Genomic DNA, 22223 nt, shown 5'->3' with positions numbered 1-22223 from the left:
AATGGGATTTAAATCTTGACGTCAACACCAAGGGCGCGTTCCTCTGCTGTCAGGAGGCGATCCGCCGCTTCCGCGCAAGCGGCATCAAAGGCCGCCTGGTCAACACCGCTTCCGGCCAGGCCCGGCAGGGGTTCATCTACACGCCGCATTACGCCGCGTCCAAATTCGGCGTTGTCGGCCTCACCCAGAGCCTTGCCAAGGAACTCGCGTCGGAAGGCATCACCGTCAACGCCATTTGCCCCGGCATCATCCATACCGAAATGTGGGATTACAACGACCGCGTCTGGGGCCAGATGCTCGGCGATTACAAGCCCGGCGAACTGATGGCCGAGTGGGTGCGCAACATTCCGATGCGCCGCGCCGGCACGCCCGCCGAAGTCGCGGCACTCGTGGCGTTCCTGGCATCCGAAGACGCCACCTATATCACGGGACAGACGATCAATGTCGATGGCGGCTTGATTATGTCGTGAAGGGTCTCTTGGTCAGGCAGCAGACTTCAGTGGTCCCGGCGTTCGAGCTGATCCAGAAAGCGTCGGGCTTGAATCGTCGCATTGCGCTGACGTAGCGCGCGGGTTATGGATTCGTAAATGGGTGGAGTTCGCCCAGAGCTATAGGGGCGTTGTCACTATGATGGCAGCGGCCCACACAAACCCGGCCTCAGCCCTTTACGCATCGTGCGCGGCCGTGCACGCTACGAGCGCACGACTCCTGTCGAATGCCCAGGCAGAAGGCACGGCACGCCCCGACATGAACGGGGACGACCTCTTCGCGCGGATGACGGCTCTCGGCTGGGCGGTCGACCAGCCGTCGTTCGCGCCGAGGGCGGATCATCTGGTTAACCTCGTCACGAGCACTGTGCTCGTAGCTCGCGTTGGATGAACCAGGAACGCAGGCTAACCGGGTAAACTACAAACTCTTGAGCGGCAGATAATTGCAGTTGAGCCGCACCATTGGAGATGAGCCGTGCGCCCCTTTAAGATCGAGATACCCGAGGAAGAAATCGACGATCTCAAGCGCCGGCTCCGGTATTCCAGGCTTCCGGGAGCGATTTTTCAGATCGATTCACAGGATGGAACAGGCCTGCCGTTCATGCGCAAGCTGATGGACTACTGGCGTGAGGAGTTTGATTGGCGTGCGCAGGAAGCGCGCCTCAATCAACTGCCCCAGTTCAAGGCCGACATCCAGGGCTATTCCGTTCATTTTCTTCACAAATTCGGACGCGGTCCTGCCCCCGTTCCGCTTATTATGACACATGGCTGGCCAGGTTCGTTCCTCGAATTCGAGATGCTCGTTGAACACTTGACCGACCCGGCTAGTCATGGAGGCGATCCGCGCGACGCATTTGACGTCGTGGTTCCTTCGCTGCCCGGGTTCGGCTTTTCTTCGGCCCCGGAAGGTCCCGGGACTAACAGCCGCCGCATCGCCGAACTTTGGCACGATCTCATGGAGATGCTTGGCTACGAACGATACTTCGCCCAGGGCGGTGACATTGGCTCTGGCGTCTCAACGTGGCTTGGCGTGCTGTATCCGAGAAATGTCATCGGTGTTCACCTGAACTATGTGTCCGCCGGGTTCCGCCCGCCGCTTGGTCCAGGGACCCCGGCCTTGAATCTGGAGGAGACTGAGTTCCATGAGCGTGCCGCTGCTTTTGCCGCTGAAGAGGGTGGGTACTCGCTCCTTCAGGCAACAAAGCCGCAGACGCTGTCCTACGCACTTGCGGATAGCCCGATCGGACTGGCTGCCTGGATTTTGGAGAAATTCGAAAGCTGGACGGATCATGATGGAAAGCTCGAAGACCTCATTTCGCTTGATCGGTTACTGACGAACATATGCCTCTACTGGTTCGGCAACACCATCGACGCGTCTTTGCGCCTCTACAAGGAGAACCGGAAATCGCCTCTCGCATTTGAAGGTCTAGTCCCCAGCGACGTACCTTTCGCGATAGCGCATTTTCCAAAGGAATTGCCCATTCCTCCTCGATCCTGGATTGAACGCGCCCTCAAAGTAGATCGATGGACGGAAATGCCGCGGGGCGGGCATTTTGCCGCCCTGGAGCAACCGCAGACACTCGCCGAAGACATAAGAGCCTCGTTCCGGCTTTGGCGTGATCCCGCGACGAACTGGACAAGGAAATAGAGAACCCGCGACCTTTGTCCGCGCCCGAACACTGCCGACGTGGTGTTTTCCATCGCTTCTCCCAACTTGTCCTCTGGAAGAAGGTTTGCAAAGAACGCCGGTAGCGTTCCAGGAACGGGTTTCCGGTCTTGCGCAGATATCCAGTTGCGGCGCGAAGGGACAGGCTCAGTACGGGAAACCCGCCGGTTGCGCGGTAACTGTCGTCCAGGCTGAATGCGTTGAAGTCGCCAGGGGTCCTGACAATCGTGCCAATCTTGAGATTGTTCAGGAATACCTCGAGCAAAGAGATGGATCTCGGATCAGGAGGAGACTCAGGCTTCGTCATCGTTTTCAGAGCTGATGACGAAGGTGGGTAAATCACCGTCGTCATTATTGGGCTGCCCGACCTTGAACGCGACGCCTGGCTGCGACGCAGCCCTTTCCTCAATTGGAAGCAGCATACCCAGTTCTTGGTACTTCTGAAGAAATTGGCCCCTGCGCTCCCTTGAGCGTAGATCCACCACTGATATTCTGCCCGAATTAGCGCGACCACACGTGTATTGAGGAGTACGCGGCCGCGCCCGGGGAGGATATCATGAAGTTTTTGCTGGCGCTTTCGCGCGCCATTGATGCCGCCAATTCTGCAATTGGCAAAGGCATTTCATGGCTGCTGCTTGCAGCCATTCTCATCAGCGCCATCAATGCCGCCATGCGCAAGGCGTTCTCAATGAGTTCCAACGCCTGGCTTGAATCCCAGTGGTATCTGTTCTCTGCCGTGTTTTTGATCGCTGCCGCCTACACGCTCCTCAACAACGAGCACGTGAAGGTCGATTTGATCTACGGAGGCCTGCCGCGCAAGGGGCAGTTGTGGGTCGATATCCTCGGGACCATCTTCTTTCTCATGCCTTTCTGCCTCATCACCGTGTATCTCTCCTGGCCGGTGTTCCTGCAGAAATTTGCCTCGGGTGAAGTTTCAAACAACACGGGCGGCCTCATTCAATGGCCGGTCTGGGCGCTGATACCGATCGGCTTCAGCTTGCTTGCCATTCAGGGCGTGTCGGAACTCATCAAACGCGTCGCAATCCTTCGCGGCGATATCCCCGATCCGGTTGCAGCGGCTGATGCCGCGGCAGCAATGCTCTGATCGAAGGAAGAAACAATTATGGCATTCCTTGCGGAAAATCTCGCGCCCATCATGTTCGCGGCGCTCATCATCGTGCTGCTGTTCGGCTATCCGGTGGCCTTCGCGCTGGCTTTTGTCGGCTTTGTCTTCGGTTTCATCGGAATTGAACTCGGGCTGCTGCCGGTAACGTTGTTCCAGGCCACTCCCGATCGCATATTCGGCCAGATGTCCAATGAAACACTGTTGGCCATACCGTTCTTCACCTTCATGGGGTTGATCCTTGAAAAGAGCGGCATGGCGGAAGATCTGCTGGATACGATCGGACAGCTCTTCGGTCCGGTCCGCGGCGGTATCGCCTTCGCCGTTGTCTTTGTCGGGGCCATTCTGGCCGCAACCACGGGCGTCGTCGCCGCCTCGGTTATCTCGATGGGCCTGATCTCGCTGCCAATCATGCTGCGCTACGGCTACGACCGTAAAATCGCCGCAGGCACGATCGCCGCCTCAGGCACGCTGGCGCAGATCATTCCCCCCAGCCTCGTGTTGATCGTGCTGGCCGACCAGCTCGGTCGCTCGGTGGGCGACATGTACAAGGGCGCGCTTGTTCCGGGTCTCATGCTGGTAACGGCTTATACGCTCTACATCATCATAACCTCGATCATCAGCCCGACGAAAGTCCCGGCCTTGCCTTTGGAAGCACGCACCCTGCGTGGCACCAGGCTGCTGTTCAAGGTCATCACCTCGCTTGTGCCGCCACTTGTGCTGATATTCCTCGTACTCGGCACGATCTTCCTCGGGATCGCCACACCAACGGAAGGCGGCGCCATGGGTGCGGTGGGCGCGCTTGCACTCGCGCTCGCCAACCGCAGATTGAATTTCGGCCTGATCCAGCAGTCGCTTCATGCAACCGCAAAACTTTCGTCTTTCGTGCTGCTGATCCTGCTTGGTGCCCGCGTGTTCTCTTTGACCTTCTACGGTGTGAACGGCCACGTCTGGGTCGAGCATCTGATGACATCGATCCCCGGCGGCGAAATCGGCTTCCTGATCGTCGCCAACCTGCTGGTCTTCTTCCTGGCGTTTTTCCTCGATTATTTCGAATTGGCCTTCATCATCATCCCCCTGCTGGCCCCGGTCGCCGATGCTCTCGGCATCGACCTGATCTGGTTCGGCGTCATGCTGGCGGTCAATATGCAGACATCGTTCATGCATCCGCCGTTCGGTTTTTCGCTGTTCTTCCTGAGGTCGGTGGCGCCAACACGCGCCTACAAGGACCGGATCACCGGCCAGACGATCCAGCCGGTCACCTCGACCCAGATTTATCTCGGCGCCATTCCGTATCTTTTCATCCAGCTCGCCATGGTCATCATCATCATCGCCTTCCCCGGAATAGTGATGCACTACAAGTCGGGCGCCAAGGTGGCCGATCCCTCGGCCGTTCATATCAATGTACCGATGCCCGGCGCAGGCAGCGATGCCGATCCTTTCGCCAATCCGTTCCTCGCCCCCGGCGGCAACGCACCAAGCTTTGGCAAGCCGAGCAACCCCTAACAATCGGACGGGTGCCACATGTGCCCGCCGCAACCCGTCGATGCGCCAGGCGTCGGTCACTTCATAGGAGGAGGTAATCTAATGAAAAACAATCTGGACCGCAGACACTTCTTGTCTGGCGGCGTGCTTGCCGGGGCGGCTGCGGCCGCTTCGACGCTCGCCACGCCGGCCATAGCTCAGTCCTTGCCAAACGTTCGCTGGCGTCTCACCTCGGGCTTTCCCAACAATCTCGACACAATCTACGGCGGCGCCGTGGTCATGGCGAATGCGCTGAAGGCAATCACAGGCGGCAAGTTCGAAATCCAGGTGTTTCAGGCCGGCGAAATCGTTCCCGGAGCCCAGGCCATCGACGCCGTAAAAGCCAATACCGTCGAAATTTCCCATACCTGCGGCTATTATTTCACGGGGAAAGATCCGACGTTCGCCATTGGCTCCACCATCCCGTTCGGCCTGAACGCCCGCCAGCAGAATGCCTGGCTTTATCACGGCGGCGGCAACGAAGCCTACAATGAATTCCTTTCCGACTACGGTGTCATCGGCATTCCCGGTGGAGCCACGGGCGCCCAGATGGGCGGCTGGTATCGCAAGGAAATCAATAGCATCGAGGACATCAAGGGCCTCAAGATGCGCATCGCCGGCGTTGCGGGACAGGTGCTTGCCAAGCTTGGCGCCGTGCCACAGCAGCTTCCCGGCGGCGACATCTATCCGGCCCTTGAGCGTGGCACCATAGATGCGGCAGAGTGGGTCGGCCCCTACGACGACGAGAAGCTCGGTTTCTACCAGATCGCACCCTACTATTACTATCCGGCCTTCTGGGAAGGCGGCCTGACGATCCACTTCTTCATCAACAAGGATCAATACGCGGCCCTGCCGGACGAATACAAGGCAGCGCTCGACACCGCCTGCAAGGCCGCCAACATCAACATGCAGGCGCTCTACGATGTAAAGAACAAGGATGCTATCCGCTCGCTGGTTTCCAAGGGCACCCAGCTTCGTCCGTTGCCCCGCGACGTGCTCGATGCCGCCTACAAGGCGACTTTCGAGCTCTACGACGAATATACCCAGAAGCACCCGGCGTGGGCCAAGATCTATCCCGGCTGGAAGAAATTCCGCGACGAGAGCTACGAATGGTTCCGTGTCGCCGAATATACCTACGACAGTTACGGCTATGCCATGCAGAGCGCTGGAAAATAAGCCGACTTTATAATATCGCGGCACCTCGGATGGCGACCTCCGGGGTGCTTCGACGCTGACTATTCCTTGATCAGCCCGTTATCTATCGCGTAGCGGATGAGACCGGCAGTGGTCGCTATGTCCAGTTTCCTCTTGATGTTCTTGCGATGGGTTTCCATTGTCCGCTCGGCAATGTCCAACGCCGCAGCGGCATCGCGGTTGCTTTTTCCCCGTGCGATCAGCAGCAGCACGTCCTGCTCACGTGTCGTCAGCGCCTTGAGCCTGCCGGACGAACCCTCCATCAGCACGTCACGAACGCCTGAGGAAAAATAGGTTCCACCGCCAGCTACGGCATCGATTGCGGCAACTATTTCTTCCGTCTCTACGTCCTTGAGGATATAGCCCGCCGCGCCATACATTACTGATGTAGATATGTATTCCCGGCTATCATGCATCGACAGCATCAGCACCCGGCTGGAAAGCTGTTTTTCCTTGAACAGTTCCAGCGCATCGATGCCGTTAATCTGTGGCATGTTGATATCCATCAGCACCACATGGGGCCGCGTGGTGACGGCCGCTTCGAGACCGGCCATGGCTGATACTGCGGTTCCTACGACGGCGATATGGTCATAAGTCTCCAGCACAGCCTTCAGCCCTTCCAGCACCAGGGGGTGATTGTCGATCAGCAGGACACGGATCGGATGAGGGATCACTCGGCGGCCTCCCGTATTCCGTTCTCGTGGTCCTTCATTGCGGTAATCGGCAGGACCGCGCGCAGAACAGTCCCCTTGACGGAGCTTTCGACATCCAGCCTGCCACCGAAATGGGTCATACGCTCCTGCATGTTTCTCAAGCCCAGCCCCTTGTTGGCCGGCGCCCCGGCCTCCGTCCGAACGGCTGGAAATCCACGGCCGTTGTCGGCAACATCCATCTGCACCCGTTCATCGCGGCTGGAAAACCTGATAGTAACCCGCGTGGCATCCGCATGACGCTCGATATTGGTCAGCGCCTCCTGTGCAACACGATAAAGGGCAACGCGCGCCTCGGGAACGAGCATATTCTTGAATGCAACGGATTCGAGTGTCGCCGTGATGCCGGTCCGTTCGGAAAAACTCGAAATCAGCGATTCCAGAGCGGCCGTCAGTCCAAGGTCGTCGAGAACGCGGGGACGGAGATCATGGGAGATACGGCGTACCTCCTTGATCGCTTCGTTCAAAGCCGCAGCACCTTTGCCGATCGCCTCGACAGCGCCAATATTGTCCGGCGTCACCTTGCGTCGCGCAAGATCGATCGCAAAGCGCACGCCAACGAGGTTCTGGGAAATGCCGTCATGCAGTTCCCGGGCAATACGCAGGCGCTCTTCCTCCTGAGTATCGATGATCCTCTGCATCAATTCCTTGAGCCGCCCGTCGGCCAGCCGTTGCTGGCGCAGATTGAGCAGCATACAGGTGGCAAACACCAGCAATACGGCAGGAACAGCAAACAGCGCGACGATCAGGAAATTCCATGTGATAGAGTGGCGTAATTCCTCTTTCGCAGCTGCCGTAGCAGTAAAAACATCATCCAGATAAACGCCGGTGCCGATCATCCAGCGCCATTTGTCGAGTCCTGCGGCAAAGGAAAGCTTGTCGGCCATTTTTCTGGTGGAAGGCTTCTCCCACTTATACTGGACGAGACCTCCTCCCTCTTTTGCCTTGACTATCAGATCGTAGATCACACGATTGCCATCGGGGTCGTGAAGATCCAGCCAGTTATTGCCCGGGCGAAAATTCTGGCGGGGATGGACCACGTTCAGTCCGTCATAGTCATAGACGAAAAAATAACCGTCCGTGCCGTAGTCTAGGCCGGTCAGGATGCGCTTGACTTCCTCCTTTGCAGCTTCGTCATCAGGCCCTGCCCTGTCATAAACCGAGCGGATCGCGGAAAGCGCAAGATTGGTGAGGTTGAGTAGTTCTGCTTCCTTCGCCGCGAGCATGTTTCGTTCGAAAGCGTCGATGCTGGTCCGCGCCAGCGTCATTGACTGCCAGGTGATAAGTGCGGTGATGACGATAATAGCTAGAACAAGCGGTCCGATGGCCAATGCGACAATCTGATTCCTGAGTCTCATGCGGCCCCTCCGACACATTAACCCCTCACAATGCCTCACCTAACAATACTTCATGCGGCAAGTCGAGCATGTCGCGAAGCTATCCGCAGGAGGCTATTCAGGAGAGCAGCCTGGCCATGCAACGGCACAGATCGAGGCGGCGGCACATGCGGAGTTGGCTTAAACAGCCGACAGTCGCCGCCGGGTTACCAATACTCGCGCGATCGCCATGGGTGGGGCCTCCGCCGGAGAACAGCCGGTCTTCATATTCTTCGAGATGGACTAACTCGAAAGCGAATTTCGCCCGGACCGGCCGGGCTGGGGCCTGAAGGTCGATGAAAAAGCGCCACAGAACGAGGACTATATTCACTGGGAGCGCAAGGTCACCCGCAAGCAGGACGGCGCGACCGCCTATCCTTGATAGGTGCAGCCGAGGTGGTCGATGGCCACCTTACTTCTGTTCAGGGACGGCCTAGCGGCAGGCGCTAGGCCGTCCACAAACGGATCGTCGTATCTCGTCGAAAACGGGAGAAATCAATAAAGGGGTTGCGCAAGGTTTGACTCGATCCTTTTTTCATGGCGAGCTGGCACTTGCAGCCACTGGGAGGGACGAAGATGATGGACGAGCAAAACCGATGGCGTCACATGGCAACCGCGCCGAAAAACGGAAATCGGATCCTCGTAACGATCCGTTCGTCAGAACAAGGGCCAGCCCAGGTAGACCTCGCATACTGGTCGAATGGCGACCGGTTCGGGTCAGAAGGATGGCGCGCCTCCGACTCGACGCCGGGGCGGATCATTGAATACGCTGAGCCAGAATTGAAGTGTTGGATGCCAATACCTTCAGCCAACGCCGATAGTTTCGCAAGGCCCTCCCCTTGGGAAGGAGACGACGATCGCGAGCTCGACGGATCCGGGATATGACGCGAGTGACGCCATAATCCAAACATCCGGACAGGTGATATCGCTGCTACGAAACGGAATCACAGACTATTGATGTCGTGACCATTTTGCCTCCTGGAGAGCCGTATGGCAGAGGTATTGTTCCACCACGCAAAGGGGCTCACCACAGGCCTGTGCGCTTAGCGGATATCCGGCGGGCACGTCGAGTGCACACACCGGACCCGTTCAAAGGAAGCACGTTCGGAATTGTCGAAAAGGGTCTCGCTTACGTCGATAGGATCGGGTTCGAAGAGCTACAAGAGCGAGGCGTCCTCATCGCCGGCGATTCCCTTTTGAACTCGTCTTGCCGGCTTTTCGTTGGGCGTGCTGCCCGCACAGAAGCTTGCCCAGGGCCGGCCGGGCGCCCAATGAACTCTGTTAACACGATGTCGGCAGCGTCTACCGAAGTGCTGATGGACGGTTCGGACACGTTTTCATCGCCACTTCTAACGATAGTCTTTTCCTCACCGTTGCCGTGGATCCTGCAGCGCGTGAGGTGCAGGCCCCACCATCCGCTTCACCCGGTTGCCGAAAATGATCTTTAGACACTCCAACCCTGTGCTCTTTGTCGAAAAAGGTAACTCCATGGAGGAAGGGAAGCGATGCTGCTGGCGGCGACGGAACACCTGCCTCAGAAGGTTTGGAGCTTTCCTTGATCGCCGCTCACTGTGTGAGCACTGGGCCGGTGAAGAGCCATATGCGTTCCGTGCTGCGGAAATCGAGCGGCTTTGCAGCAACTGGATTTCGATAGCATGGAGACAACCAGGCTCGGACACGCCGTCAGCATGCACGAACGCCTGCCGTCCTGAAAGCACGCAGCGCACGCAGCTTAGTTTGAAGCGCCTCGTTGATCCAGCCCGAGGGGTTCATGTATGGACGGCCTCCGCTTGGCAAGGACTTTTGGTGTGGCAGCGACTTGGTCGGGTGCAGGCATGTATACGGCCTTTGATTGCGGCCGTTCGATGCCGCTGGCCCTGATGAATTCCGCAGATCTGGTCCCATACACTCCAACGAGCTATTGAGCACATCACCCCAATGTCGGGCTTCCAGACCCCGGTTCGACCGTTCGCATCACACCATTTGCACCTCACCAATCTCCAAAGGCTCAAGCTTCCCGTATCAGGTCGGGATTGATCGATACCGCTCTCCTGAAACCATTATTGCCCAAGCTATCCTAGCCATCTTGTTCGCTAACGCGACTGCGACGACGTTGTGCGGCTTGCGAGCCAGCATATCGGCGGCCCACTTCTTCGGCCCCGTTCCTTCTTTGCGACTGAAGCGCAATACAGCATGAGCGCCGACGACGAGAAGTTTGCGGACATAAGGATCACCCTGTTTACTGATCCGTCCCAACCTCTCCTTACCGCCACTCGAATTCTGTCGTGGGACAAGACCAAGCCATGCCGCCATTTGCCGCCCCGATTTGAAGAGTGATGCATCAGCGATTGTCGCAGAGAGCGCACTCGCGGTGACCGGCCCCACGCCCGGAATTGTTTCTAGACGGCGGCTCAACTCGCTTGTTCGGTGCCAGCGGATAATCTCTTGGTCCAGCTCCGCAATTCGTCGATACAACTCTCTCAGCTGTTCTGCGAGCGGAATCAAAGCTCGACGGGTGAAGTCGGGAACGAGATCGTGCTCATCGTCCTCGATTAGGGCGATGAGCGTGCTGACGCCCGCAGAACCTTGACGCATGACGATGCCAAGTTCCGCGAAATGTGCCCGCAAAGCATTGATCAGCATTGTGCGCTGTCGCACGAGCAGCTCCCTGGCGCGATGTAGCATCAACACGCTTTGTTGCTCTTCGCTCTTTACGGGCACGAAGCGCATCGTTGGTCGAGTGACCGCCTCACAAATTGCTTCTGCGTCTGTCGCATCGTTCTTCTGCCGCTTCACATACGGTTTTACGTAGGAAGCCGGCATCAGCCGAACCTCATGCCCGAGATTGATGAGAACTCGAGCCCAATGATGAGCAGTGGCGCACGCCTCTATTCCAATTAGACAAGGTGGTAACTGATCGAAAAAACTGACGACCTCTGCTCGCCGGAGCTTCCTTCGAAGAACAGCGTTACCACCTTGATCGACGCCGTGGACCTGAAAAACGTGCTTGGCGATATCCAAGCCGACTATGATAACTTCCATCATGGACGGTTCTCCCGATTGTGACCTTTGACAGCCACAGTATGGCACAACGATGCCGGGTGCGGAGGCCGTCCACCTCATCACTCCAGTAACGTTTAACTGGTAGAAATCGTAAACCCGATGCCCGATTCAACTCATTCCTGACCCCAGACATCATCATTTGATTGGGGCTCGCGCGCTGCCTTAGAGATGCCGCATGAAACCACTTGGAGCATTGTCGTGACTTTTAGGCCTTCTTTTTTTGGTGTTTTCCTTGCGATAAACACGGCTGTTCTGGGATGCGTAAGCGCAGGTGCCCCAACGAAGTGCTGCACGCGGATGACGCAGACTATAACCATTGAGCGCGAGCTGAGCTTTTGGCAAGCTTGCTCAACGTGCGGTTTTGCTCAAGCGGTAGCTGCTCGGCGGAACGCCAAATTTCTCTTTAAAGCGGCGACTGAAGTGCGACAGGTCGCGGAAACCGAGCCTAAAGGCAATGTCCGACACGGAATTGTGCGACCACATGGGAGACCCTAGCGCTTCCGCAGCGCGATCAAGGCGCTCGGTGATTATGAAGCCGCGAAACGTGGTTCCGGCCCTAGCAAGAACGTAGTGTAGAGACCGTTCCGAGACGCCGACCTGGTTAGCTACCATCCTTGGAGAAAGCTCGGGATCCTCGATATGGGCAGTCAGAAAGCCCAACACCCGGGACCGCAGCTGTTGATCCCGAACCGAGCCGGGATCCTGACTGGACCGGACTCCGACCAACTCTGATATGATGTGACCCAGAGCGAGCTCTTCGGTGGTGCCGATCTCCGTTTCGTTCGTGGAGAGCTCCATAAGAAGATGCGACAGTATGCGGGTCGCGATTTTTTCGCCCGGCAAATGAAGCGCCACCCCGGGGGATAGCCATGGACATGATTTTTCCAGCGCGCTGCGGGGAACCAGCGCGATGATCCGTTCCACAGGGTCAGAGAATTTCAGGCTCATCGGTCGGGCAGCGCTGACTATGCCCACGTCCCCCGGCCGTAACTGGAACCTATGATCACCCTGGGTCACGCTCGTCACACCCGACACCTGATAGCTGACGAGATATCGTTCATCTGGCTTCGCATACAGAAGTCTATGGGACCGCTCGATGCTATGCCCCTGCGACTTGAACCTGACAAAGCTACCCGCAAGGTGGCTCTTCAGGCTCAACTCGGCTGAAAAGCGCGACACATCGGCCGCCGCATGTGCATCAACATGCAGCAATGTATCGCAAACAATGTCTTTCCAGTAGTCGAACCGTTCTGCGGGCCCGGCCGATATGGTGGACCATGTGCCCAGGTGCACCTAAGAATTCCTTTCCCAAAAAAAGCTGCTCAATCAGGCTCTTCAAACGGACTTGCGCTTCCGGCAAAGGGATCGTGCGTGTGCAGCCAAGCTTTGTCAACCGCGCCGGGCTACAATGTTTCAGGTTTAAAGTAATTCGCACTGAGCGCGCGGTTCGGCGCGATTGCGACCCGAAGGGGTCGTTAGGTTCAACAGGAGCGGGACAATTGTGGGGTCCCGTCGCCAAGACCGTTTTCAGCGATAGGATTTAGGCTGCGCTCCCTGTCGGGCCTTTACGACCAACCTGCCCGCGCAGCCGCCTCGCTTTGAAAATACCAACGAAAACTGCTTTTGCAAAATTATTACAAACTTCAAATTTCTCTCTTGCAAGCTGAACTTTGCGGTGCAATTCTGAATGAAAGGCACAAAGCTACTATATAAAAATGGGAACCGAGAATGCTGGGACCGACAGGCCATCAAGATACGTTTGCGCGCGATAATCTACCGCCAGCTGACCAATGGCCGGAAATCAAGCTGGAAGGCTTCGATTATCCGGAGTGGTTGAACGCCGGCGTCGAATTGACCGACCGTATGGTCGAGCGTGGCTTTGGAGACAATACTGCCTTGATCGGCAACGGTCGGCGCCGCACCTATAAGGAATTGTCCGACTGGACCAACCGGATCGCCTTGGCACTGACCGAGGATCATGGTCTGAAGCCCGGCAATCGTGTGCTGATCCGCTCGGCCAACAATCCGGCCATGGTCGCCTGCTGGCTGGCGGCGACGAAAGCCGGGCTGATCGTCGTCAACACCATGCCGATGCTGCGCGCCGGCGAACTGATCAAGACCATCGAGAAGGCCGAGATCCAGCTGTGCCTCTGCGACACTCGCCTGATGGACGAGATGGTCGCGGCCGCCAAGGACAGTAAATATCCGACGCTCGTCGTGGGCTTCGATGGCACCGCCAACCATGATGCCGAACTCGATCGCGCCGCCCTCAGCAAGCCGGTACGCTATGAAGCGGTCAAGACCGGTCGCGACGACGTGGCGCTGCTGGGTTTCACGTCGGGCTCTACTGGCGTGCCGAAGGCGACGATGCATTTCCATCGCGATCTGTTGATAATTGCCGACGCCTTCGCCAAGGAAGTGCTGGATGTCACGCCGGACGACGTATTCGTTGGCTCTCCACCACTCGCTTTCACCTTCGGCCTTGGCGGCCTTGCGATTTTCCCACTGCGTTTTGGCGCGGCTGCCACGCTTCTTGAGGCGGCGACCCCACCGAAAATGATCGAGATCATAGAGACCTACAAGGCGACGATCAGCTTCACCGCGCCAACCGCTTACCGGGCCATGCTGGCCGCCATGGATGCCGGCGCCGACCTGTCGTCATTGCGCGTCGCGGTTTCCGCCGGCGAGACGCTGCCCGGCCCGGTGTTCGAGGAATGGGTCCGCAAAACCGGCAAGCCGATCATCGACGGCATCGGCGCCACCGAAATGCTGCATATCTTCATCTCCAACCGCATCGGCGACAGCAAGCCTGCCTGCACCGGCAAGCCGTTAACCGGCTACGAGGCGATTGTCGTCGATGAGGAAATGAACGAAGTGCCGCGAGGCACGGCGGGTCGATTGGCTGTCAAGGGCCCGATCGGCTGCCGCTATCTCGCTGACGATCGCCAGAAGGAATATGTCCGCAACGGCTGGAACCTGACAGGCGACAGCTTTACCCAGGACGAGGACGGCTATTTTCACTTTGCAGCCCGTTCCGACGACATGATCGTCTCCGCAGGCTACAACATTGCCGGCCCGGAAGTGGAAGCGGCGCTGCTCAAGCACGAAGCCGTGCTCGAATGCGCTGTGATCGGTGTATCCGATGAAGCACGCGGAACGATTATCAAGGCGCACGTCGTGCTGACTAAAGGTTCGGAGCCTAGCGAACTGATGGTCAAAATCCTGCAGGATCACGTCAAGGCTGTGATCGCCCCTTACAAATATCCGCGCTCGATCGTCTTCACGGAAGGCCTTCCGAAGACGGAATCCGGCAAAATCCAGCGTTTCAGGCTGAAGTAGAATTTGCCCGCGTAACCATACTATACAACAGGCGGAATTTGGCGTGCCTGTGCGATGGAAACTTCCACGCAAATGTGGATGGTAATAAAACCTTCGGTGGAAATCTCGTCCGCCGTCGGAATCTGGGAACGACACAACAACAAACGGGAGTCCGTCACATGAAGAAAATGCTTGCAGTAGCCACCATGGCGCTAAGCATCGGCACATCCAGCCTGGCTTTTGCCGAGCCGCTCAAGATCGGAATGATCACCACGCTTTCGGGCGGCGGTGCCGGCCTCGGAATCGATACCCGCGACGGCTTCATGCTGGCGATCAAGAATTCCGGCAACAAGGACATCACCGTCGTCACCGAAGACGATGCGCAGAAGCCTGAACTGGCTGTCCAGATTGCCGACAAGATGATTCAGAGCGACAATGTCGACGTGCTGACCGGCATCGTCTGGTCGAACCTTCTGATGGCCGTTGTTCCGGGTGCGGTCGCGCAAGGCAAGTTCTACGTTTCGACCAACGCGGCCCCGGCTGCACTTGCCGGCAAGAACTGCAATGCGCTCTATTTCAACGCTGCCTACCAGAATGACAACCTTCATGAAGCCATGGGCGAATACGCCAACAAGGGCTACAAGAAGATGTTCATCCTGGCACCGAACTATCCAGCCGGCAAGGATGCGTTGACCGGCTTCAAGCGTTATTACAAGGGCGAACTGGCAGCCGAAGTCTACACCCAGGTCGGTCAGACGGACTATGCAGCTGAAATCGCCCAGATGCGCGCATCCGGCGCTGATGGCATCTTCACTTTCTTGCCGGGCGGAATGGGCATCGCGTTCATGAAGCAGTTCGCCCAATCGGGCGTCAAGATACCGGTCATGGGCCCGGGCTTCTCGTTTAGTCAGGACGTTCTGCCCGCAATCGGTGATGCCGCTCTCGGCGCAAAGGCGTCCGGCCAATGGGTGCAGGATCTGGACAATCCGGCTAACAAGAAGTTCGTGGCCGATTTCAAAAAGGAATATAACCGTCTTCCGTCGCTCTATGCCATGGGAGGCTATGATGCGGCCCAGCTCATTCTGTCCGCCGCCTCCAAATCAAGCATCAAGGATGCGACGGCATTTGGCGCCGAACTCAAGAAGGCAGACATCCAGTCGCCGCGCGGAAAGTTCAAGTTCAACACCAACCAGCATCCGATCCAGGACATCTACCTGACGGAAGTGGTCAAGCTCGATGGTGTTCTGACGAACAAGACGGTCGAGAAGATCTTCACCGATCACGGCGATGCGTACGCCAAAGACTGCAAAATCTAAGGATAGCACATGACCATCGCACTTGCTCTCGAGCAGTTGCTCAATGGCCTCCAGCTCGGCGTCATGTTGTTTCTCATGGCTGCCGGGCTGACGCTGATCTTCGGCGTCATGGGGTTGATCAACCTTGCTCACGGCTCGCTCTACATGGTTGGCGCATTCGCATGCGCCACCGTTGCGGCATGGACCGGCTCATTCTGGATCGGCCTGATCGCCAGCCTGATCTGCGCCGCTGCTGCGGGCGCAATCGTTGAGCTCGTGGTGATCCGCAGGCTCTATGATAGCGATCACCTCGATCAGGTGCTGGCCACATTCGCGTTGATCCTGATATTTTCCGAAGGAACACGCTGGATATTCGGTTCCTTCCCGCTTTATCTCGATATCCCGCCACTTCTGCAGGGTGCGGTCGCCTTGCCGGGCGGCGCGGAATATCCGGTCTACCGGCTGGCGATCATCGTAGCCGGTGCGGCTGTCGCCCTCGGTCTCTATATGCTGATCTCAAAGACCCGTCTTGGCATGCGCATCCGCGCCGGTCAGAGCGATCGTGAGATGATCGGTGCGCTCGGCGTCGATATCCGCACGCTCTACACCGTCGTTTTCGCTCTTGGTGCAGCGCTTGCGGGCCTGGCCGGTGCCATGGTGGGCGCTCTACAATCGGTGCAGGTCGGAATGGGCGAACCGGTCCTGATCCTCGCATTCGTTGTCATCGTCATCGGCGGTATCGGCTCGATCAAAGGTGCGCTCTTGGGCGCTTTATTGGTCGGCGTGGTCGATACAATGGGCCGTTTCCTGCTCCCCAAGCTGATGGCGCTGTTCGTAGCACCTGCCCAGGCGGGCATGATCGGTGCCGCAGCCGCATCGATGCTAATCTACGTGGTGATGGCGATCATCCTTGCCGTGAAGCCACGCGGCCTTTTTCCGGTGGCGCATGCGTAACATGATGATCTTGAATCGCGAAAACCTCGTCAATCTCATTCTGGCCGCCCTGCTGCTCGCGGTACCATTTGCGGCAAATGCGTTTGGCCAGCCCTTCTACATCACGCTCGCAACCCGTATCGCCGTCCTGGCGCTGGCGGCAACGGGTCTCAATCTGGCGCTTGGCCTCGGTGGCCTGATCTCTTTCGGCCATGCGGCTTTCTTCGGCATCGGTGGTTATGCGGCAGGTATTCTCGCGAGCCATAGTTTCTCAGGCGATCCGCTTCTGTTCGGCCTCTCGGGCACCAACCAGATGTGGATCGTCTGGATTGTGGCGGTTGCGGTCGCAGGTCTGGTCGGTCTGGCAATCGGCGCAATCAGCCTGCGCACATCCGGCGTCTATTTCATCATGATCACGCTGGCGTTTGCACAAATGGTCTATTATTTCGCGATCTCCTGGCCAGCCTATGGCGGCGAGGACGGGTTGTCGATGACAGTCCGCAATCAGCTGCCTGGCGTCATGACCATGCGGCCGCTGAACTATTTCCTGATCTGTTATGTGATACTCCTTGTCGTGATCGGGATGTTTGCGCTGATCCGCGCTTCGCGCTTTGGCGCTGCCCTGCAATCGGCGCGGCAGAATGACGTGCGCGTCGCAACGGTCGGCATCATTCCTTACCGTATCCGTCTGACGGGTTTTGCAATCTCCGCAATGATCACCGGCCTGGCCGGCGCGTTGTTTGCCGATCTCAACCGCTTCGTCAGCCCGTCCATGTTGTCCTGGCATATGTCCGGGGAACTGATCGTGCTGATCATTCTCGGTGGTACGGGGCGGTTGTTCGGGCCGCTTGCGGGTGCCGCACTTTACGTCATCTTCGAATATGCGCTGGGCGGCCTCACAGAACGCTGGCAGTTCTTCCTCGGGCTGATCCTGCTCGGCGTCGTGCTGTTTGCCCGTGGGGGGCTGCTCGGGCTTCTTGCCGGAAAGGCCAGACATGGTTGAGCCCGTCCTCGAAATTTCAAACCTCGTCAAGAACTTCGGCGCGCTGAGAGCGACCGATGGTGTCACGATAGATCTCCGCCCCGGCGAGATCCATGCGCTGATCGGCCCGAATGGCGCGGGAAAATCGACACTGATTCACCAGATCTGCGGTACGCTCAGGCAGGACAGCGGCTCGATCCGCTTTACCGGTCACGATATCAGCAACCTCGGTGTGGCAGAACGCGCCCGTATCGGGCTCGGGCGTACCTTTCAGGTCTCGTCGCTTGCTCCAGAGTTTTCGGCTCTGCGCAATGTCATGCTAGCGGTCCAGGCCAGGCAGGGTTCCAGCTTCCGCTTCTTTAAGCCAGTCATGGCGGACAAGGCGTTGATGGATGCAGCCATGGCCATGCTGGAGCGTGTCGGACTAACCGCCCGTGCGCGCATTCCGTCCGCAGAACTCTCACATGGCGAACGTCGACAGCTTGAAATCGCCATGGCGCTTGCGTTGGGGCCCAAGGCTTTCCTGCTGGACGAACCGATGGCGGGCATGGGGCCTGAAGGTTCGAAATCGCTGACCCGCTTTCTAGATACGCTGCGCCAGGAAGCTCCGATTCTGCTGGTCGAGCATGACATGGATGCTGTCTTCGCGCTCGCTGACCGTATCTCGGTGCTGGTCTATGGCCGGATCATCGCGACTGGCACCGTGGAAGAGATCCGTCGCGATCCCACAGTGCGCACCGCCTATCTTGGAGATCACGCCTGATGCTGCTGGATGTTCAGGATATCACCACCTACTACGGTAGCAGTCAGGCGTTGTTCGGCGTCGAGTTCCGGATGGTCGAGGGCGAGGTCGTCGCTTTGATGGGCCGCAATGGAATGGGGAAATCGACGACGATCAAGTCGATCTGCAACCTTGTGCCGCCCAAGACCGGCCGTGTCTTTTTCGATAATAAATCGACTGACCGTCTGCCATCGCATCGTGTGGCCAAGCTCGGCATTGGCCTCGTGCCCGAAGGCCGCCGCTGCTTTCCGAACCTAACGGTTTACGAAAATCTTGTCGCTGCTGCCCGTCCCGGCGAATGGACGCTGGAACGGGTCAACGAACTCTTCCCTCGGCTGCAGGAACGCCACGCCCAGATGGCCAAATCATTGTCCGGTGGAGAGCAGCAGATGCTGGCGATCGGTCGCGCGCTAATGACCAACCCGCGCCTGCTGATTCTCGACGAGGCGACCGAAGGACTGGCGCCTGTCATCCGCCAGGACATCTGGAAGGCGATCAAGCTGCTGAAAGCCGATGGATTGTCGATCCTAGTGGTGGACAAGACGTTATCGGAGCTTTTGCCGGTTGCGGATCGCTGCGTTATTCTGGAAAATGGTCGCAGTGTATGGTCTGGGGTGCCAGGCGAACTGACGCCGGACCTGCAGGATCGATATCTCGGGGTATAGGCAATGGAAGCAGAAGCGGTCGCAAGCGCCGATCTGGAAATGATCGTCCACAACCCAAATGGTCGCAACAAGCCGGAGACCCGTCTATGGCTGCGCATGCTTTCCACCACCAAGCTGATTACCACCGAAATCCGCCGCCGCCTTCGCTCGGAGTTCAGCGCCACGCTGCCGCAATTCGACCTGATGGCACAATTGTATCGGGAGAAGGATGGCTTGCGGTTGGGTGAGCTCTCCAAACGCACCATGGTCACCAATGGCAATGTCACCGGTCTGGTGGAGCGGCTCGAGACTGATGGTTTCGTGCAGCGGGTTACGCCGGACGGCGATCGGCGCGTAACCGTCGCCAAGCTGACACCGGCCGGAACCGATCTTTTTATTGCCATGGCCGCTGCCCACGAAGGCTGGCTGCGCGATATTATGGCCGATGTCGATGAAGCAATGATCTCTTCCTTATGGTTGGAGATCGGCGCCGTGAAGGCGTCCGCCAGTAGTCATCTTTCCGGCAGCGCCTTCGAGTAGTAAGGCACGATTCCGTTCTGAAGAACCCCGCCGACAGATGATATCTGCGAGCGACCCATCGCGTCTCCGGCATGCTGCCTATTTTAGATCGCTGCGAATTGATCTGGCTGTCGTCCCGAAGGATCGAACTCCATGACATTCCTGTGTAGCCGGCTGACGCAAATTCAGCCCTGACTTTTTATCGGTTGACAAATCCACCGACCCAAATAGTTTAATCTTCAAATAAATTCGTGGTGGCGGTTATACCCCAAGCGAGAAGGGAACGACAATGCGTATCGTTTGTGTTGGCGGAGGTCCTGCGGGGCTGTATTTCGCCCTGTTGATGAAGAAGCTGCGTCCTGAGCATCACGTCACCGTCGTGGAGCGCAATCGTCCCTATGACACCTTCGGTTGGGGCGTCGTTTTTTCAGACCAAACTATGGCCTCCATGCAGGTCTGGGATAAGGAAAGCGCTGACGAAATCCAGCAGGCTTTCAATCACTGGGATGATATCGAGGTCCTGTTCAAAGGCACGCGCCAGCGCACCACAGGCCACGGCTTCGTCGGCATCGGCCGCAAGAAACTGCTCAATATCTTGCAGGCGCGTTGCGAAGCGCTGGGCGTTGAGCTGGTTTTTGAAACCGAGGTTCAAAGCGATCTGGAATACCCTGACGCTGATCTGTTGATCGTATCTGACGGTTTGAACTCAAAAATCCGCAACAAGTACGCAGAGATTTTCGAACCGGATATGGTGGTGCGGCCTAACCGTTACATCTGGCTCGGCACCAACAAGCTGTTCGATGCCTTCACCTTCGATTTCCGCAAGACGGACCACGGCTGGTTTCAGGCGCATATCTACAAGTTCGACAAGAATACCTCGACCTTCATCATCGAGACGACCGAAGCCGCCTATCAGGCGCACGGGCTTGGCCAGATGGACCAGCAACAATCCATCGATTTCTGCCAGGACCTGTTTACCGAAACTCTTGAAGGTTCGGAGCTGATGACCAATGCCCGCCACATAAGCGGCAGCGCATGGCTCAATTTCACCCGGCTGATCTGCGGCAAATGGAGCCATTTCAATGGTAATTCCCATGTCGTACTGATGGGCGACGCCGCCCACACAGCGCATTTTGCCATCGGCTCCGGCACAAAGCTTGCCATCGATGACGCGATTGAGTTGGCCAACCAGTTCAACAAGGCTGGTCACGGCAAAGACAGCATTCCCGACGTTCTCAAGACCTACGAGGACATTCGCCGCGTCGATGTGGCACGCATCCAGAATGCGGCACGCAACGCGATGGAATGGTTCGAAGTGGTAGGTCAGCGTTATGCAGATACACTGCCGCCTGAACAGTTCATGTACTCGATGCTGACCCGCTCGCAGCGCATCAGCCACGAAAATCTGCGCCTGCGCGACAAGGATTGGCTCGAAGGATACGAACACTGGTTTGCGCACCAAGCCGGCCTTCAGGTCACGGCAAACGAGCGCTGCCTGCCGCCCATGTTCACACCCTATACGCTACGCGGCACCACGCTTCCCAACCGCATCGTCGTGTCGCCCATGGCGATGTATTCCGCGACCGATGGTTTGATAGACGACTTCCATATGGTGCATCTGGGTGCGCGCGCCATGGGGGGCGCCGGTCTTGTGTTTGCCGAAATGACCTGCGTTTCACCCGATGCCCGCATCACCCCCGGCTGCCTCGGGCTTTGGAACAATGAGCAACTTGCGGGCTGGAAACGATTCGTGGACTTCGCCCATGCCAACAGTGCCGCCAAAGTCGGCATCCAGCTGGGTCATGCCGGGCGCAAGGGTGCGACAAAACTGGCCTGGGAAGGCATCGACCAGCCGCTTGAAGAAGGAGCATGGCCGCTGCTGTCGGCGTCCGCCCTGCCCTATCTGAAGCACAGCATCGTCCCCAAGGCGATGGACCGCGCCGACATGGATCGCGTCAAAGCCGATTTTGTAGCGGCCACGAAGCGTGCGGTTGAAAGCGGCGCCGACTGGCTGGAGCTGCACTGCGCCCATGGCTATCTGCTGTCCAGCTTCCTATCGCCGCTCACCAATTTGCGTGAAGATGAGTATGGCGGGAGTCATGTGAACATGGCGCGCTATCCACTTGAGATTTTCCATGCGGTTCGTGACATCTGGCCTGCCAACAAACCGATATCGGTTCGTCTGTCCTGCCACGACTGGACAGATGGCGGCAACACGCCGGAGGAGGCGGCCATCTACGCGAAAATGTTCAAGGATGCTGGGGCCGACCTGATCGACTGCTCGTCCGGGCAAGTCTCCAAGGCAGAAAAGCCTGTTTATGGTCGACTGTTTCAGACACCTTTCTCGGACAAGATCCGCAACGAGGTCGGCATTCCGACCATCGCAGTGGGCGCGATTTCCGAAGCTGACCACGCCAACTCCATCATTTCGGCTGGTCGCGCCGATCTTTGCGCGGTCGCTCGACCGCATCTCGCCGATCCGTCCTGGGCTTTGCATGAAGCGGCCAGGATCGGTCTGAAATCCGTGGCGTGGCCAAAGCAATATATGTCGGCGAAAGCGCAATACGAAGCCAATCTCGACCGCGCAGCGGCGGCAAAGTGAGGCTG

General features: G+C 57.8%; 20 protein-coding genes and 2 pseudogenes. 16 read left to right on the top strand and 6 right to left on the bottom strand.

Features of this window, described 5'->3' with window-relative positions; genetic code table 11:
* From RS75_RS22255 to RS75_RS22245, 3 genes are all read left to right on the top strand, one after another.
* Positions 1-470: SDR family oxidoreductase (locus RS75_RS22255; RefSeq protein WP_045024552.1), on the top strand; the 470-nt coding region annotated here is incomplete at its 5' end.
* A gap of 109 nt (positions 471-579) precedes the next feature.
* Positions 580-879, top strand: coding sequence for an SbtR family transcriptional regulator (locus tag RS75_RS27405; RefSeq protein ID WP_324607192.1), 300 nt, complete (start codon positions 580-582; stop codon positions 877-879).
* An 84-nt stretch (positions 880-963) separates the two neighbouring features.
* Positions 964-2136 carry an epoxide hydrolase family protein gene (locus RS75_RS22245; RefSeq protein WP_045024551.1) on the top strand — a complete coding sequence of 391 codons (1173 nt, stop codon included), beginning with the start codon at positions 964-966 and terminating at the stop codon, positions 2134-2136.
* A gap of 21 nt (positions 2137-2157) precedes the next feature.
* On the opposite strand, the pseudogene RS75_RS27170 reads toward RS75_RS22245, so the two are convergent.
* Together RS75_RS27170 and RS75_RS27340 are read right to left on the bottom strand one after the other, a co-directional pair.
* Positions 2158-2461 (bottom strand): annotated as a pseudogene (locus RS75_RS27170) (HipA N-terminal domain-containing protein); the annotation flags it as partial.
* Positions 2448-2576 (bottom strand): hypothetical protein, encoded by a 129-nt coding sequence (locus RS75_RS27340; RefSeq protein WP_267884629.1) that lies wholly within the window; start codon positions 2574-2576, stop codon positions 2448-2450. The gene RS75_RS27340 and the pseudogene RS75_RS27170, both read right to left, overlap by 14 nt.
* Positions 2577-2710: 134 nt before the next feature.
* On the opposite strand from RS75_RS27340, the gene RS75_RS22235 reads away from it, so the two are divergent.
* From RS75_RS22235 to RS75_RS22225, 3 genes are all read left to right on the top strand, one after another.
* Positions 2711-3259, top strand: a complete 549-nt coding sequence (locus RS75_RS22235; RefSeq protein ID WP_045024547.1) for a TRAP transporter small permease subunit — start codon at positions 2711-2713, stop codon at positions 3257-3259.
* A gap of 15 nt (positions 3260-3274) precedes the next feature.
* Positions 3275-4783: a TRAP transporter large permease gene (locus RS75_RS22230; RefSeq protein WP_045024545.1), complete on the top strand. Its 1509-nt coding sequence runs from the start codon at positions 3275-3277 to the stop codon at positions 4781-4783.
* A gap of 81 nt (positions 4784-4864) precedes the next feature.
* Entirely contained in the window at positions 4865-5977 is a 1113-nt protein-coding gene (locus tag RS75_RS22225; RefSeq protein ID WP_045024544.1) for a TRAP transporter substrate-binding protein, read from the top strand.
* Positions 5978-6036: 59 nt separating this feature from the next.
* Here RS75_RS22225 and mctR read toward each other — a convergent pair whose 3' ends face one another.
* Entirely contained in the window at positions 6037-6669 is a 633-nt protein-coding gene (gene mctR / locus RS75_RS22220; RefSeq protein WP_045024542.1) for a two-component system response regulator MctR, read from the bottom strand.
* A complete protein-coding gene (gene mctS, locus RS75_RS22215) occupies positions 6666-8063 on the bottom strand; it encodes a two-component system sensor histidine kinase MctS (RefSeq protein ID WP_045024539.1) in 1398 nt (465 codons plus the stop codon). Before mctS ends, mctR begins: the two co-directional genes overlap by 4 nt.
* 597 nt (positions 8064-8660) lie before the next feature.
* Between mctS and RS75_RS22210 the strand changes: the two genes are divergently transcribed.
* Together RS75_RS22210 and RS75_RS27400 are read left to right on the top strand one after the other, a co-directional pair.
* Positions 8661-8966 (top strand): hypothetical protein, encoded by a 306-nt coding sequence (locus RS75_RS22210; protein ID WP_045024558.1) that lies wholly within the window; start codon positions 8661-8663, stop codon positions 8964-8966.
* Between the two features lie 105 nt (positions 8967-9071).
* Positions 9072-9353, top strand: a pseudogene (locus RS75_RS27400) (dienelactone hydrolase family protein); the annotation flags it as partial.
* A 750-nt stretch (positions 9354-10103) separates the two neighbouring features.
* Here RS75_RS27400 and RS75_RS22205 read toward each other — a convergent pair.
* Together RS75_RS22205 and RS75_RS22200 are read right to left on the bottom strand one after the other, a co-directional pair.
* Positions 10104-11126, bottom strand: a complete 1023-nt coding sequence (locus RS75_RS22205; protein ID WP_045024537.1) for an IS110 family RNA-guided transposase — start codon at positions 11124-11126, stop codon at positions 10104-10106.
* 366 nt (positions 11127-11492) lie between these two features.
* The gene (locus RS75_RS22200) at positions 11493-12437 is read right to left on the bottom strand and encodes a helix-turn-helix domain-containing protein (protein WP_045024535.1); all 945 of its coding nucleotides are present in this window, start codon (positions 12435-12437) and stop codon (positions 11493-11495) included.
* Positions 12438-12872: 435 nt separating this feature from the next.
* On the opposite strand from RS75_RS22200, the gene RS75_RS22195 reads away from it, so the two are divergent.
* From RS75_RS22195 to RS75_RS22160, 8 genes are all read left to right on the top strand, one after another.
* Positions 12873-14483, top strand: coding sequence for an AMP-binding protein (locus RS75_RS22195; RefSeq protein WP_045024534.1), 1611 nt, complete (start codon positions 12873-12875; stop codon positions 14481-14483).
* 158 nt (positions 14484-14641) lie between these two features.
* On the top strand, positions 14642-15778 hold the full coding sequence (locus RS75_RS22190) for an ABC transporter substrate-binding protein (protein ID WP_045024532.1): 1137 nt from the start codon (positions 14642-14644) through the stop codon (positions 15776-15778).
* A 9-nt stretch (positions 15779-15787) separates the two neighbouring features.
* On the top strand, positions 15788-16711 hold the full coding sequence (locus RS75_RS22185; RefSeq protein ID WP_045024531.1) for a branched-chain amino acid ABC transporter permease: 924 nt from the start codon (positions 15788-15790) through the stop codon (positions 16709-16711).
* Positions 16704-17693, top strand: coding sequence for a branched-chain amino acid ABC transporter permease (locus tag RS75_RS22180; RefSeq protein WP_045024529.1), 990 nt, complete (start codon positions 16704-16706; stop codon positions 17691-17693). Before RS75_RS22185 ends, RS75_RS22180 begins: the two co-directional genes overlap by 8 nt.
* A complete protein-coding gene (locus RS75_RS22175) occupies positions 17686-18435 on the top strand; it encodes an ABC transporter ATP-binding protein (protein WP_045024527.1) in 750 nt (249 codons plus the stop codon). Before RS75_RS22180 ends, RS75_RS22175 begins: the two co-directional genes overlap by 8 nt.
* Entirely contained in the window at positions 18435-19118 is a 684-nt protein-coding gene (locus RS75_RS22170) for an ABC transporter ATP-binding protein (RefSeq protein ID WP_045024525.1), read from the top strand. Before RS75_RS22175 ends, RS75_RS22170 begins: the two co-directional genes overlap by 1 nt.
* 3 nt (positions 19119-19121) lie before the next feature.
* On the top strand, positions 19122-19637 hold the full coding sequence (locus RS75_RS22165) for a MarR family winged helix-turn-helix transcriptional regulator (RefSeq protein WP_045024524.1): 516 nt from the start codon (positions 19122-19124) through the stop codon (positions 19635-19637).
* Positions 19638-19905: 268 nt separating this feature from the next.
* Positions 19906-22218, top strand: coding sequence for a bifunctional salicylyl-CoA 5-hydroxylase/oxidoreductase (locus RS75_RS22160; RefSeq protein ID WP_045024522.1), 2313 nt, complete (start codon positions 19906-19908; stop codon positions 22216-22218).
* Positions 22219-22223 lie beyond the last annotated feature (5 nt).

Source organism: Rhizobium nepotum 39/7 (genome assembly GCF_000949865.1).
Taxonomy (GTDB): domain Bacteria; phylum Pseudomonadota; class Alphaproteobacteria; order Rhizobiales; family Rhizobiaceae; genus Agrobacterium; species Agrobacterium nepotum.
This window is presented reverse-complemented; position numbering and strand designations above follow the sequence as displayed.